Below are 13,668 nucleotides of genomic sequence, written 5' to 3' on the forward strand. Positions count from 1 at the left end.
CCCAACGTTATCCCGAAACCGATGGCTACAAGTAACCGCGAGACCCGCCCGGCGATTTAACCAGGTAATCCCGGCCGCAGCCGATCAGGATGCGCCGCGGCAAAAGCACCGATCGCATCGCAACGGGCAGCGATGGCATTGACGCGCTCCAGACTTTCGATTTTGGCTCCCCAGCGCCTCGCATTGAAGACTTGCGGCACGAGGCAGAAATCGGCCATGGTAGGGGTATCGCCATGGCAAAAGTGCCCGGTTTCGGGGTGATCGAGCATGGTCTCGAATGCGCCCAGACCTTCAGAGATGAACTTACGCATCCAGTTGCGCCGCGCCGCTTCATCGCCCCCTGCAAGCTGCATGACATGCGATGCCACACCCAGATTGCAGACGGGATGGATTTCCATCGCGATTGCGTAGGAAAGCGCGCGAACCCGTTGTCGCCCCAAAGGATCGTCAGGCAGGAAGCGAGCCTCGGGGTGGGATTCGTTGAGGTATTCGATTATCGCAAGCGACTGCGTCATCATATGCCCGTCGATGGCGAGCGTCGGCACGAGCCCCTGCGGATTGCGACAGAGGTGATCGATGCCTTTATGCTCCTGGTTCAAGAGGTCGACCGGCACCCTGTCATACTCAAGCCCGGCCATGTTAAGGGCAATGCGCACGCGGTAGCTCGCCGACGAGCGCCAATAATCATAGAGGATGGCTTTAGCGCTCATGGCGGGTCACCTGCTGTTCGATGGCGCCGAAGATCGAATGGCCGTATGCGTCTTTCATCTCTATGCGAACTGTGTCGCCGAAACGCATGAATGGCGTTCGCGGACTGCCGGTGGCGATCGTCTCGATCATGCGGATTTCGGCGATACACGAGTAGCCGGCGCCATCCTCTTCAATGGGTTTGCCCGCATTTCCGTCAAGCTTGTTCGACACCGTCCCCGATCCGATGATCGTGCCGGCGCAAAGCGGGCGTGTCTTCGCCGCGTGGGCAATCAACGTCGGAAAATCGAACGTCATGTCGATGCCGGCGTTGGCGCGGCCAAAGGGCCGGCCGTTGAGATCGACGCAGAGCGGCAGGCGCACCTTGCCGCCATCCCAAGCCTCGCCGAGTTCATCGGGTGTGACCGCCACGGGCGAGAAGGCCGACGACGGCTTTGACTGATAAAACCCGAACCCTTTGCCAAGCTCGGCCGGAATGAGGTTTCGCAGGCTGACATCGTTGACCAACATGATCAGGCGGATCGCGGCCCGCGCTTCGTCGAGACCCGCGCCCATCGGCACATCGTCGACGATGACCGCAACCTCTCCCTCCATGTCGATGCCATAGGCTTCGTCGGCCATGCGGATGGGTTCGCGCGGAGCAAGGAAACTGTCGGACCCACCCTGATAGATGAGCGGGTCAGTCCAGAAGCTCTCGGGCATCGGCGCATTGCGCGCCTGGCGGACCAGTTCGACATGATTGACATAGGCTGAACCGTCGGCCCACTGGTAGGCGCGCGGCAGGGGCGACAGCGCATCATGTTCGTGAAAGCGCTCCAGGGGAACGGCGCGCAGTTCAAGGCTGGAGGCAAGCGCCGCGAGGTGCGGGGCAATACGCGACCAGTCGTCAAACGCGGACTGCAGCGTCGGCGCAAGGAACGAGGCATCGGTATACTGGGTCAGATCCCTCGATACGATGACCAGTTTGCCATCGCGCGTTCCATTATTGAGAGAGGCAAGTTTCATTTACTTTACGATCTCCTCCGACCAGTCGCCTTCCGGTGTCCCGTTGAACCGCTTGCGGAGACCTTTCCAGCAGTCGGCGTAATTGTCTTGCAGCGTCGGTGTATCAGCTGCATAGCGGGTAAGGTGCTGGGGGAAGCGCGTCTCGAACATGAAGGCAAGCGTGTTGTCCAGCCGCTGCGGCTTGAGCTCCACCGTGGATGCCTTGTTGAACCCCATCGTGTCCGGTCCATGCGGCAGCATCATGTTGTGAAGGCTTATGCCCCCAGGCACGAACCCCTCCTCCTTGGCATCGTATTGACCATACACCAGCCCCATGAATTCGGACATGATGTTGCGGTGGTACCAGGGCGGCCGGAAACTGTGCTCGGCAACCAGCCAGCGCGGCGGGAAAATAACGAAATCGACATTGGCCGTTCCCTCCTCGCCCGACGGCGCGGTGAGCACGGTGAAGATCGACGGATCTGGATGGTCGAACAGGATGGCCCCGACAGGCGAGAACGTGCGCAGGTCATATTTGTAGGGTGCGTAATTCCCGTGCCAGGCTACGACATCCAGCGGAGAATGATCGAGTGTCGTCTGATAGAATTTGCCGCACCATTTCACGTGAAGACGGCAAGGTACTTCCTTGTCTTCGAAGGCTGCAACCGGTGTCTTGAAATCGCGCGGGTTGGCCAGGCAGTTGGCACCAATTGGACCCCGATCCGGCAGGGCAAATTTCGCCCCGTAATTCTCGCAAATATAGCCCCTGGCCTCGCCGTCAGGCGCAGAGACCTTGAACATCATCCCGCGTGGGATCACGCAGATTTCCGAAGGTTCGATTTCGATGATGCCCATCTCAGTAAAAACGTTGAGCTTGCCCTTCTCGGGCAAAAGCAGCATTTCGCCATCCGCATTGAAGAAGTAGTCGTCCTCCATGGCAGTATTGAACGCGTAGACATGTGCGGACATGCCCACCTGACCGTGGACATCGCCAGCCGTGGTCATGGTGCGAATGCCATCAATAAAGTTGACAGAATCGCGCGGCATTGGCGTCGGATTCCAGCGTAGCTGTCCAATCGGCAATTCATGGTCATCGAGGTTTGGCGCGGTCTTCCAGTGCTCGCGCTTTGCCGGCGAAAATCGCCCGCTATGCTTGACCGATGGGCGAATGCGATAGAGCCAGGATCGCTCGTTCGTGCCGCGCGGCGCGGTAAAGGGGGAGCCGGAGAGTTGCTCGGCGTAGAGGCCGTAAGCGCAGCGCTGCGGCGAGTTTTGTCCCTGCGGCAGGGCGCCTGGAAGCGATTCCGTCTCGAAGTCGTTGCCGAAGCCCGGCATATAGTGAAGAGCCATGATCGAACCTCCAATTTAGTTGCAATTGTGACGATCTATTTTGTAACTATCAATGACAATCGGGATTGTGGACATGGACAACAACATCGACATCGACCCGCCGCTTATACTGGAGGCGTTCACCCCATACCGTCTCAACAAGGCGGCAGAAGCCGTGAGCCATCGTTTCGCGAGCCTTTACCGAGATCAGTATGGACTGACACGGCCGGAGTGGCGAACACTTGCAACGCTGGGCCAGTTTGGCACCATGACCGCCACGGCGATCGGGACTCATTCGTCAATGCACAAGACAAAAGTCTCGCGTGCCGTGCTCGCCCTCGAACAGCGGCGCTGGCTGTTGCGAAAGCGCGATGAGACCGACCGCCGTGTCGAAAATCTTGTGCTGACGCCGGCCGGGCGGAAGGCCTATCTCGACCTTGTGAAAGTTGCGCATGACTTCGAGGCTGAACTGCTGCAGCAACTGGGACCGCGTGGAGCAGCAGCGTTGAAGCATGGCCTCGAGGCGCTGGAGCAACTCGCGGGACAGACCGCCGGAAGCGGCGCCGCAATTGATTTGGGCAACGATCTCGCATATATGATGCGTGATGTTTGATGCGTGATGAGGGGCAAGACGATGCGAACAACGCTTGCAATTGATGATGACGTCCTCGCGGCGGCCAAGGGCCTTGCGGAGCGCCAGCGCAAAACTGTAGGTGAAGTCATATCGACACTCGCCCGCAAAGGTCTGGAAGCTCCAGCGGCACGTCAAGCGACGCGAAACGGCGTGCCGCTCCTCCCGGCAGGCACCAATTCCATGCCGGTAACGATGGAACAGGTGAACCAACTTCGCGATGAATTGCCGTGACGCCATATCTCCTGGACGTCAATGTGCTGATTGCCCTATTCGATCCCGCACATGTCCATCACGATCCTGCACATGAGTGGTTTGCTGATATAGGACGGTCCAGTTGGGCCACTTGCCCAATAACCGAGAACGGTGCGATCCGTATTATCAGCAGCGCCCGCTACCCTAACTCACCGGGCACGCCAGCCGCGGTTGTTGCGCTTCTGGCGGGATTACGTGCCATTCCGGGTCATATCTTTTGGCCAGATGACATCAGCTTGATGGACAATTCCATCGATCCGTCGCGGCTGTTGAATGCCGGTCAGGTCACGGATACATACCTCCTGGCTCTTGCTCAGGCACACCAGGGGAAATTGGCGACCTTTGATCGGCGCCTCGTAACCGATGCAGTACGGGATGGCCGAAATTGTCTGCATGTCATTGGCGAACGAACCACTTAGCTCTTCAGCCTGTACCCCGTCCTGAATATCCAGCGCAGGATCAGAATGCATGCGAGGAGAAACACGGCTGTCATGACAAGGCTCGTTCCGATATGCACATCTGAAAGGCCAAAGAAGCTCCAGCGAAACCCGCTGATAAGATAGACCACCGGATTGAACAGCGTCACGGTCTGCCAGAATGGCGGCAGCATATCGATCGAATAGAAACTACCGCCGAGAAACGTCAGCGGTGTGATGATCATCAGCGGCACGAGCTGCAGCTTCTCAAAGCCATCCGCCCAGATGCCGATAATGAAACCGAACATGCTGAAGGTTACCGCTGTCAGCACCAGGAACAGCAGCATCACGAAGGGGTGTTCGATGCGCAGCGGTACAAAAAGCGCCGCAGTCGCAAGGATGATCACCCCGAGAATGATAGACTTCGTCGCAGCAGCCCCGACATAGGCGATCACGATCTCCACGTACGAGACAGGTGCCGAGAGGAGTTCGTAGATCGTGCCGACGAACTTCGGGAAATAGATGCCGAACGACGCGTTGGAAATGCTCTGCGTCAACAGCGACAACATGATCAGACCCGGCACGATGAACGCACCGTAGCTTACGCCGTTGATCTCGGGGATACGGCCGCCGATCGCCGAACCGAAAACCACGAAGTAAAGGCTCGTCGACAGAACCGGCGAAATGACGCTCTGCATGAGCGTGCGCCAGGTGCGATGCATTTCGAAGAGATAGATCGCCTTGATCGCGTAAAGGTTCATTTGCGTTCCCTCACCAGGTTGACGAAAATTTCCTCGAGCGAACTTTCCCGCGTCTGAATATCGCTGAAGCGTACACCCGCCTTGTCGAGATCCTTCAGGAGCGCCGTAATGCCCGTTCGTTCCTTGCGCGTATCGTAGTGATAAACGAGTTCGCTCCCGTCGGGCGAAAGTTCAAGCCCGTAGGCCGCCAAAGCTTCGGGTATTTCCTCGCGTTTCTCCTGGAGAAGCAGGCGCAACTCCTTCTTGCCGAGCGAGCGCATCAATGCGTCCTTCTCCTCGACGAGAATGATCTCGCCATGGCTGATGACGCCGATGCGATCGGCCATCTGTTCGGCCTCCTCGATATAGTGCGTCGTGAGGATGATGGTGACGCCCGATTCGCGCAGCGCCCGGACGACATTCCACATGTCGCGCCGCAATTCGACATCGACGCCAGCGCTCGGCTCGTCCAAAAAGAGGATTTCTGGCTCGTGCGACAGCGCTTTGGCAATCATGACGCGCCGCTTCATGCCGCCCGAGAGCGTCATGATCTTGCTGTCCTTCTTGTCCCATAGCGAAAGTTCCCTGAGGATCTTCTCAATGTGGGCGGGATTGGCCGGCTTGCCGAAAAGGCCACGGCTGAAACTGACCGTCGCCCACACGGTCTCGAATGCATCCGTCGTCAACTCCTGCGGCACGAGACCGATCTTGGAACGCGCCGCCCGGTATTCCTTGATGATATCGTGACCATCGGCGAGGATCGTGCCGGAGGTCGGATTGACGATGCCGCAAATGGTGCTGATCAGCGTCGTCTTGCCTGCGCCATTCGGCCCGAGCAGTGCGAAGATTTCGCCGTGGCGGATATCGAGATTGATATTCTTCAGCGCTTCAAAACCGGACTCATAGGTTTTGTTGAGGCTGGAGACGGAAATGGCTGAGGACATGAAGCTTCCCGGGGAGGACTTTGGGTCTGAATGCGGCGAGCGAAACGAAACCCTTTGCGGAGGCCGCCAGGGGAATGGTGTTCCTTATATGGGGTTAAGCCGGGATTTTCAAACCACCTCTCCTGACATTCGGCGTCAGCAGAGCCCAGGATCTGGCTAATCGAGAAAAAGGCCCGGATAATGTCGGGCCTTCAATTGTTAAGCCTGTTCGCCGCGCACTTCCTTCATGCTCGGCAGGAAGATTGTGAGCAGGCCGAGGAAGGGCAGGAACGAGCAGATCATGTAAACGTAGTCGATGCCCTTGTTGTCGGCGACGAAGCCGAGCACCGCCGCCGCTATGCCGGCCATGCCAAAGGCGAAGCCGAAGAAGATGCCGGCAATCATGCCGACACGGCCCGGTACCAGTTCTTGAGCGAAGACAACGATCGCAGGGAAGGCTGACGACAGGATAAGGCCGATCAGGACCGTGAGGACGCCTGTCCAGAAGAGGTCCGCATAAGGCATGATCAGCGTGAAGGGCAAGACACCGAGAATCGAGAACCAGATCACGGCTTTCGTGCCGATCTTGTCGCCTATCGGCCCGCCAACAATGGTGCCGACTGCCGCTGCGCCAAGGAACAGGAACAGCATCATCTGGGACTGCTGCACCGAGATCCCGAACTTGTGGATGACATAGAATGTGTAATAGCTCGATATGCTTGCGAGATAGATGTTCTTGGAAAAGACAAGTAAGGTCAGGATGATCAGCGACATGGCAACTTTGCCGCGCGGCAGTTTGAGTTGCTTGCTTGCAGCCGGCCTGTTCGCGTTGGCCCTGCGATAGCGCTGGTACCAGTTGCCGACCTGATAAAGGACGATCATTCCGATGAGGGCCGCGGCGGAAAACCACGCAATGCTCTGCTGGCCGCGAGGCAGCACGATGAAAGCTGCGAGCAGCGGACCGAGTGCGGTACCGAAATTGCCGCCCACCTGAAAGAAGGATTGCGCAAGACCGTGGCGGCCGCCCGAGGCAAGACGCGCCACCCGCGAGGATTCCGGGTGAAAAATGGATGAACCGATGCCGATGAAGGCTGCGCCGGCAAGAAGCATGGCGTAGTGGGTTGCCACCGAAAGAAGTCCGAGGCCGACGAGCGAAAACGCCATGCCAACCGGGAGCGAATACGGCATGGGCCGCTTGTCGGTATAAGTACCGACAATCGGCTGCAGCAGCGAGGCGGTCACCTGGAAGGTCAGCGTCAGAAAGCCGATCTGCTTGAAATCGAGACCGTAATTTTGCTTGAGCATCGGATAGATCGCGGCAAGCAGCGACTGCATCATATCGTTGAGCAAATGGCAGAAGCTGACGGCGAAAATTATCGCAAAGACGGTCGTGTCAGCGGAGGTCCGCTGTGCGGGCAAGGTCGTATCGGTCATCAAGGCGTTCCATCGAAAAATTAGGGCGTTGTCGCAAGGATTGCCCCACCCTTTTCCAAACTGATATATCGGTTGCCATCAACCTGCTTTCGTGGTTTGGTCCAATTCTTTCGCAAGTGGGCCAAAACATGCGTTACCAAACCTTTGTTGCGCGTAATGCCGCCGGATTGGAGCTCGAACAGTTGCACCGGTTGCGGCTGCAATGGCTGGAGCAGGCCGAAGGCGATGTTTTCGCGCTGGCCACGCTTTATCCGTCAGGCCACCACATTCCCGACCACCATCATATCCAGGCGCAATTGCTCCACGCAATTTCCGGGGTCGCGATGGTGACCACGAAATTCGGCCGCTGGATGGTGCCTCCGCACCACGCGCTGTGGCTGCCGGCCGGCGTCGAACACGCGGTTGACATGCTTGGCGATGTTTCGATGCATTCGATTTATGTGCGGCCGGATGCCGTGGCGGGATTGAAGGATCACCTGCACGTCGTCGGCCTGACACCGCTGATGGACAATCTCATTCGCGAAGCAGTCGCCGTTGCGCCCGAGAGGCAGGCGGAAGAACGCACGATGTTCGTCATGGGACTGTTGTTGCATGAGATTCCGAACCTTGAGGAGCGCCCACTTGGCCTGCCGTTTCCCGAGGATCGGCGGCTTGCCATGCTCTGTCGGGGTTTCCTGAAAGATCCCTCGCCGCACACCAATATCGACAATTGGGCGGACCGGCTCGGCATGAGCCGGCGCACGTTTACCCGTATGTTCCGCCGCGAAACAGGATTAAGCCTCTCGACGTGGCGTCAGCAGGCCTGTCTGCTCGCGGCCCTGCCCCGCCTTACCGAGGGCGAACCTGTGACCAGCGTCGCACTCGATCTCGGCTACGGCGTTCCCGCCTTCACCACCATGTTCAAACGCATGCTGGGCGCCCCGCCGCGCCATTATCTTCACTCCGCCGCCTGAACGCGGGGGCCCGGAACATAGTTGAGGATCGGACCCAGCCAACGCTCAACCTCTTCAACCGGCATGGACTTGCGGTTCGCATAGTCAGCCACCTGGTCGCGCTCCACCTTCGCAACGCCGAAATAATAGGATTCCGGGTGGGCAATATATATGCCCGACACGGAGGAGCCCGGCCACATCGCATAGCTTTCCGTCAGCCGCACGCCAATCTTGTCTTCCGCATCAAGCAGACGAAACAGTGTATCCTTTTCTGTGTGGTCAGGCTGCGCCGGATAGCCGGGAGCGGGACGGATGCCACGATAGGGCTCGCCGATAAGCTCATCCGCCGCAAATGTTTCTTCCGGCGCATAGCCCCAGAATTCCTTGCGGACGCGCTCGTGCATGAGTTCGGCAAAGGCTTCGGCAAAGCGATCGGCGAGCGCTTTGACGAGGATCGAGGAATAATCATCATTGGCCCGCTCGAACCGTTCGGCGATGGCGATTTCCTCAATGCCTGCCGTGACGACGAAGCCACCGACATAGTCTTGTGCACCGCTCGACACCGGCGCGACAAAATCAGCAAGAGCGAGATTCGGCCGGCCATCGCGTTTTGAAAGCTGCTGGCGCAGCGTGAACAGCGTTGCGATCTCCTCATCGCGGGCGTTGTCGGCAAAGAGGCGAATGTCATCCCCGACGGACCCTGCGGGCCAGAACCCGATGACGGCCTTTGGATTGAACCATTTCTCATCGATGATCTTTGTCAGCATCGCCTGCGCATCCGCAAAGAGTTGGCGCGCCGCCTCGCCTTGTGCCTCGTCCTGCAAGATAGCCGGGTAGCGACCCTTGAGCTCCCACGTCTGGAAGAATGGCGTCCAGTCGATGTAACGGGCAATTTCCGCAAGATCGTAATCTTCAAAAACGCGAGTGCCCGTAGATTGCGGCTCGGGCGGTACATAGGACGACCAGTCAACCTTATGAGCGTTGCCGCGGGCCTTCTCTAGGCTCAACCTTTGCTTGTCGGCTTCGTTGCGGGCATGCGCTTCCGCAACCTTCTCATATTCCGCGCGGATCGTATCGACATAGCCGGGCTTCGCATCCATCGACAGAAGGTTCGAAACGACACCCACCGCCCGGCTTGCATCGGTCACATATACGGTCTGGCCATTGCTGTAGCGCGGATTGATCTTGACGGCCGTATGGACACGGCTCGTGGTTGCGCCTCCGATCAGCAGCGGAACATCGAAGCCCTCGCGCTCGAGTTCAGACGCAACATGCACCATCTCGTCGAGCGAGGGCGTGATAAGGCCCGAAAGGCCGATAATATCGACATTCTCGTCGCGCGCTGTCTGCAAAATCTTCGTTGACGGCACCATGACCCCGAGATCGATGATCTCGTAATTGTTGCAGGCGAGGACAACGCCGACAATGTTCTTGCCGATGTCGTGGACATCGCCCTTGACGGTCGCCATTAGCACCTTGCCGGCACTTTCGCGTTTTCCCGATCCGCCATTGGCAAGCTTCTCCGCCTCCATGTAGGGCAGCAGCACGGCGACGGCCTGCTTCATGACGCGGGCGGATTTCACTACCTGCGGCAGGAACATCTTGCCGGAACCAAACAGGTCGCCAACGACATTCATGCCGGCCATCAGCGGCCCCTCGATGACATGAAGCGGGCGCTCGGCCCGTGCACGCGCTTCTTCTGTGTCGGCTTCGATGAATTCGGTTATGCCATTGACGAGCGCGTGTTCGAGCCGCTTTTCGACGCTCCATTCGCGCCAGGCAAGATCGCGCTCGCGTGCTTCCCTGCCGGCCGAGCCCTTGTAGCGCTCGGCAAGGTCTAGCAGGCGTTCAGTCGCATCGTCGCGCCGGTTGAGGACCACATCCTCGCAGGCCTCGCGCAGTTCCGGATCGATCGATTCGTAAACCGCCAATTGTCCGGCGTTGACAATGCCCATGTCCATGCCGGCCTGAATGGCATGGTAGAGAAAAACAGCGTGCATCGCTTCGCGCACCGGTTCATTCCCACGGAACGAGAAGGAAAGATTGGAAACGCCGCCGGAAATATGAGCGTGCGGCAAGGTCCGCGTGATCTGCCGTGTGGCTTCGATGAAGGCGACGCCATAACCGTTGTGCTCTTCGATACCGGTAGCGACCGCGAAAATATTCGGGTCGAACACGATATCCTCAGGCGCGAACCCAGCCTCCCGTATCAGGAGTTCATAGGCGCGCGTGCAAATCTCGACCTTGCGCTTGAGCGTATCGGCCTGGCCCTCGGTATCGAACGCCATGATGACGACAGCCGCCCCATAGGCGCGAACCTTCCTTGCATGAGCGATGAAGGCGTCTTCACCTTCCTTCATCGAGATCGAATTGACGAGCGGCTTGCCCTGGACACATTTGAGCCCGGCTTCGATCACGTCCCATTTCGACGAATCGATCATTACCGGCACCCGTGCGATGTCGGGTTCGGCGGCGATCAGATTGAGAAAGTCAACCATGGCCTTCTCGCTGTCGATCAGTCCCTCGTCCATGTTGATGTCGATGATCTGCGCGCCGTTTGCGACCTGGTCACGCGCAACATCGAGCGCCGCCGGCAGATCGCCTGCGGTAATCAGCTTCCGGAACTTCGCCGAGCCGGTAATGTTGGTGCGTTCGCCGACATTGACGAAGGCGATATCCTTGGTCAGCGTGAATGGCTCCAGGCCCGATAGCCGCATATGGGTCTCAGTCTCGGGAATGGCGCGCGGCCGGTATTTGCCGACCGCTTCGGCAATGGCTCTTATGTGTTCCGGAGTCGAGCCACAGCAGCCGCCGACAATATTCAGCAGGCCGTCCTTGGCAAACTCTTCGAGCTGCGCCGCCATCGCTTCAGGACTCTCGTCATATTGACCGAATTCATTCGGGAGCCCTGCATTGGGATAGGCGCACACGAACGTATCGGCGACTGCCGCGATCTCGGCCAGATGGTCGCGCATGGCACTGGCCCCAAGCGCACAATTGAGACCGATGGTGAATGGCCTGGCATGACGTACGGAGTACCAAAAGGCGGTCGGCGTCTGTCCCGACAGGGTGCGTCCGGAAAGATCTGTGATGGTCCCGGAGATCATGACCGGCAGGGTGATTGCCTTTTCCTCGAAGACTTCCTGCGTCGCGAAGATGGCAGCCTTGGCATTCAGCGTGTCGAAGATCGTCTCGATGAGGATGATGTCGGCGCCACCGTCGATCAACCCCCTCACCTGTTCGGCATAGGCCGCCCGCAGGGTATCGAACGTCACCGCGCGGTAGCCCGGATTGTTCACGTCGGGCGATATCGATGCCGTGCGGTTCGTCGGTCCAAGCGCGCCCGCAACGAAGCGGCGCTTGCCGTCCTTCTGCTCCGCCTTCAGCGCGGCGCGGCGGGCAAGCCGGGCACCATCGCGATTGAGCTCATAGACCACGTCCTCCATGCTGTAGTCGGCCTGGGCGATCGTGGTTGAGGAAAAAGTATTGGTCTCGATGATGTCAGCGCCGGCCATGGCGTAGGCGTAGTGGATGTCCTCAATCGCCTGCGGTTCGGTCAAGATGAGAAGATCGTTGTTGCCCTGGAGGTGGCAGGCGCAATCGGCGAAACGCTCGCCGCGAAAGTTTTCCTCCTTCAGGCCGAGGCCCTGGATTTGCGTTCCCATGGCGCCGTCAAGGATAAGGATTCGCTCTTTTGCTGCCTGCGTCAGCGCTGCAAAAACCTCGGAGCCGTCGCGGGGTGCCGCTTCCGGGCCGAGCAATTTTTCGCCAATGGTTCCAGATGCAATACCCATGACTCGAAATGCCTCACAATGATTTTTAGAGAGGCGCCAAGGTCACATAAAGATATCTTTATGTCAACAAGTCAGTTCTGATGGCGGCAAATAATGTCGCAACGCCGCAGGCGCACACCACACCCTGCCACGCGGCCCTCCCGAGGCTCGTCCGAGACATAGGAATCGCTCGGTTACTTGTTGAGAATGAGTTTGCCCTGGCGCGTGATCTTCAACCGGTACAAGGAGCCGCCATGTTCGATACCAACTTCCTTATCGCCTTTGAAAAGCACATCACTACCTAGAACGCGGAATTCAGGCGCTGATGGCTGGACAGGCGCGGCAGGTCGCGAGACAGGATTTGGAAGGCGGACCTGAAGGTCGATGATCTGGCGGCGGGACATTTTGGGCCTTTCGTTGAACGGCAACCCGCGTCGGCCGCCGTTCAATAAACTTGATAAATATATTCATATTTAATCCGAACACTCAGATCAAGTCAATCAATCGAAAGTCAGACAACATCGCTGGAACCGGATTTCAGTCAAAAAGAAAGGCCCTTGCGGGCCTTTCGATCGCAAGCTGGACAGACCAGCCTTAATCAGAACGGTGAATCCGGGAAGTAGAATTCCTTGGCGTTGTCCTTCGTCACAAGGGTTGCGTCGAGGATGTACTTGCCGCGCACCGGAACCTGATCGTAGAAGTTCGCAACCGTCAGTTCCATCGCCGTTGCAACCATTGATGGCGGATAGAGAACGTTGATCGGGGTCATCTTGTCGCCGTCGGCAACGCGCTTGATCATGTCCTTCATACCGGCGCCGCCGATGACCATCTTGATGTCAGTGCGCTTAGCCTGATCGATGGCTTCGAGCACGCCAACTGCCATGTCATCGTCCTGGCACCATACGGCGTCGATCTTCGGGAACTTGGTCAGATAGTCCTGCATGATCTTGAAGGCGTCATCGCGCGACCAATTGCCGAACTGCTTGTCGAGAACCTTGATCCCGCTGCCGGCAATCGCATCGTCGAAACCCTTCTGGCGCTCTTCGTCAATGACGATCGGGAGGCCGCGGATGACAACGACGTCGCCGGTCTTCAACGTATCCTTGAGGTATTCGCCGGCGACGCGGCCGAGCTCCGGATTGTTGCCGGCAACATAGAGATCCTGGATCGTCGGATCGGAAAGAGCGCGGTCAACGACCGTCACGAAGACGCCCTTTTCCTTTACCGCACGGATCGGATCTGTCAGTTCGTCCGAATTGTGCGGCAGCGTTACCAGCGCGTCGATGCCCTGTGTGGTCAGGTCTTCGAGCGCGTTTGCCTGCGCAGCACCGTCCGGCGAAGTCTTGATGGTGATCTTCAGGCCTGGGTGAGCGGCTTCTAGAAGCTTGGCGGCCCGTTCTGCATGATAGACGACGCCGCCGGTCCAGCCGTGGTCGGCCGCAGGTATAGAGACGGCGATATTGACCTTCTTGTCCTGCGCGTAGGCGAAGGTCATCGTCGAAGCGAGCGCCGCTCCAACAAGACCGATCAATAGTTTACGCAT

At 58.4% G+C, this 13,668-nt stretch carries 13 protein-coding genes; 4 read left to right on the forward strand and 9 right to left on the reverse strand.

The features are described from left to right. Window positions 1–56: 56 nt before the first annotated feature. The 3 genes from maiA to hmgA are packed head-to-tail and all read right to left on the reverse strand — an operon-like array spanning window position 57 to window position 3,042. A complete protein-coding gene (maiA, locus tag GF108_RS19375) occupies window positions 57–710 on the reverse strand; it encodes a maleylacetoacetate isomerase (RefSeq protein ID WP_153669998.1) in 654 nt (217 codons plus the stop codon). After that, complete coding sequence (locus tag GF108_RS19380; RefSeq protein WP_153669999.1) at window positions 700–1,713, reverse strand: fumarylacetoacetate hydrolase family protein; 1,014 nt, start codon at window positions 1,711–1,713, stop codon at window positions 700–702. Before GF108_RS19380 ends, maiA begins: the two co-directional genes overlap by 11 nt. Then, the gene (hmgA, locus tag GF108_RS19385; protein ID WP_153670000.1) at window positions 1,714–3,042 is read right to left on the reverse strand and encodes a homogentisate 1,2-dioxygenase; all 1,329 of its coding nucleotides are present in this window, start codon (window positions 3,040–3,042) and stop codon (window positions 1,714–1,716) included. It abuts the gene before it with no gap. A gap of 73 nt (window positions 3,043–3,115) precedes the next feature. Between hmgA and GF108_RS19390 the strand changes: the two genes are divergently transcribed. Genes GF108_RS19390 through GF108_RS19400 form a run of 3 tightly spaced genes read left to right on the forward strand, consistent with a single transcriptional unit; the run spans window position 3,116 to window position 4,326 of the window. After that, entirely contained in the window at window positions 3,116–3,634 is a 519-nt protein-coding gene (locus tag GF108_RS19390) for a MarR family winged helix-turn-helix transcriptional regulator (RefSeq protein ID WP_153670001.1), read from the forward strand. A 21-nt stretch (window positions 3,635–3,655) separates the two neighbouring features. Next, the gene (locus tag GF108_RS19395; RefSeq protein WP_153670002.1) at window positions 3,656–3,886 is read left to right on the forward strand and encodes a CopG family transcriptional regulator; all 231 of its coding nucleotides are present in this window, start codon (window positions 3,656–3,658) and stop codon (window positions 3,884–3,886) included. Next, a complete protein-coding gene (locus GF108_RS19400; RefSeq protein WP_370462235.1) occupies window positions 3,883–4,326 on the forward strand; it encodes a TA system VapC family ribonuclease toxin in 444 nt (147 codons plus the stop codon). Before GF108_RS19395 ends, GF108_RS19400 begins: the two co-directional genes overlap by 4 nt. On the opposite strand, the gene GF108_RS19405 is transcribed toward GF108_RS19400, so the two are convergent. From GF108_RS19405 to GF108_RS19415, 3 genes are all read right to left on the reverse strand, one after another. Further along, the gene (locus tag GF108_RS19405) at window positions 4,323–5,084 is read right to left on the reverse strand and encodes an ABC transporter permease (protein ID WP_027232293.1); all 762 of its coding nucleotides are present in this window, start codon (window positions 5,082–5,084) and stop codon (window positions 4,323–4,325) included. The two genes, GF108_RS19400 and GF108_RS19405, sit on opposite strands and share 4 nt — an antisense overlap. Then, a complete protein-coding gene (locus GF108_RS19410) occupies window positions 5,081–6,007 on the reverse strand; it encodes an ABC transporter ATP-binding protein (protein ID WP_153670003.1) in 927 nt (308 codons plus the stop codon). The genes GF108_RS19405 and GF108_RS19410 overlap by 4 nt, the downstream gene beginning before the upstream one ends. A 198-nt stretch (window positions 6,008–6,205) precedes the next feature. Then, entirely contained in the window at window positions 6,206–7,420 is a 1,215-nt protein-coding gene (locus GF108_RS19415) for an MFS transporter (RefSeq protein WP_153670004.1), read from the reverse strand. Between the two features lie 128 nt (window positions 7,421–7,548). Between GF108_RS19415 and GF108_RS19420 the strand changes: the two genes are divergently transcribed. Continuing rightward, window positions 7,549–8,373 carry a helix-turn-helix domain-containing protein gene (locus GF108_RS19420; protein WP_153670005.1) on the forward strand — a complete coding sequence of 275 codons (825 nt, stop codon included), beginning with the start codon at window positions 7,549–7,551 and terminating at the stop codon, window positions 8,371–8,373. Here the strand turns inward: GF108_RS19420 and metH are convergent. The 3 genes from metH to GF108_RS19435 all read right to left on the reverse strand — a co-directional run bounded on the left by metH (window position 8,358) and on the right by GF108_RS19435 (window position 13,668). Beyond that, window positions 8,358–12,146 carry a methionine synthase gene (metH, locus tag GF108_RS19425; RefSeq protein WP_153670006.1) on the reverse strand — a complete coding sequence of 1,263 codons (3,789 nt, stop codon included), beginning with the start codon at window positions 12,144–12,146 and terminating at the stop codon, window positions 8,358–8,360. The genes GF108_RS19420 and metH overlap by 16 nt on opposite strands. Before the next feature lie 173 nt (window positions 12,147–12,319). Beyond that, window positions 12,320–12,529 (reverse strand): hemin uptake protein HemP, encoded by a 210-nt coding sequence (gene hemP / locus GF108_RS19430; protein WP_153670007.1) that lies wholly within the window; start codon window positions 12,527–12,529, stop codon window positions 12,320–12,322. A gap of 194 nt (window positions 12,530–12,723) precedes the next feature. Continuing rightward, the gene (locus GF108_RS19435) at window positions 12,724–13,668 is read right to left on the reverse strand and encodes a substrate-binding domain-containing protein (protein ID WP_027232299.1); all 945 of its coding nucleotides are present in this window, start codon (window positions 13,666–13,668) and stop codon (window positions 12,724–12,726) included.

The organism is Phyllobacterium sp. SYP-B3895, assembly GCF_009647635.1.
Taxonomy (GTDB): Bacteria; Pseudomonadota; Alphaproteobacteria; order Rhizobiales; family Rhizobiaceae; genus Phyllobacterium; species Phyllobacterium pellucidum.

Coding starts and splice junctions, on each gene's coding strand:
- GF108_RS19410 (WP_153670003.1), bottom strand. CDS start 6,007: ATGTCCTCAGCCATTTCCGTCTCCAGCCTCAACAAAACCTATGAGTCC.
- GF108_RS19395 (WP_153670002.1), top strand. CDS start 3,656: ATGCGAACAACGCTTGCAATTGATGATGACGTCCTCGCGGCGGCCAAG.
- GF108_RS19380 (WP_153669999.1), bottom strand. CDS start 1,713: ATGAAACTTGCCTCTCTCAATAATGGAACGCGCGATGGCAAACTGGTC.
- GF108_RS19435 (WP_027232299.1), bottom strand. CDS start 13,668: ATGCGTAAACTATTGATCGGTCTTGTTGGAGCGGCGCTCGCTTCGACG.
- GF108_RS19405 (WP_027232293.1), bottom strand. CDS start 5,084: ATGAACCTTTACGCGATCAAGGCGATCTATCTCTTCGAAATGCATCGC.
- GF108_RS19390 (WP_153670001.1), top strand. CDS start 3,116: ATGGACAACAACATCGACATCGACCCGCCGCTTATACTGGAGGCGTTC.
- hemP (WP_153670007.1), bottom strand. CDS start 12,529: ATGTCCCGCCGCCAGATCATCGACCTTCAGGTCCGCCTTCCAAATCCT.
- maiA (WP_153669998.1), bottom strand. CDS start 710: ATGAGCGCTAAAGCCATCCTCTATGATTATTGGCGCTCGTCGGCGAGC.
- hmgA (WP_153670000.1), bottom strand. CDS start 3,042: ATGGCTCTTCACTATATGCCGGGCTTCGGCAACGACTTCGAGACGGAA.
- GF108_RS19415 (WP_153670004.1), bottom strand. CDS start 7,420: ATGACCGATACGACCTTGCCCGCACAGCGGACCTCCGCTGACACGACC.
- metH (WP_153670006.1), bottom strand. CDS start 12,146: ATGGGTATTGCATCTGGAACCATTGGCGAAAAATTGCTCGGCCCGGAA.
- GF108_RS19420 (WP_153670005.1), top strand. CDS start 7,549: ATGCGTTACCAAACCTTTGTTGCGCGTAATGCCGCCGGATTGGAGCTC.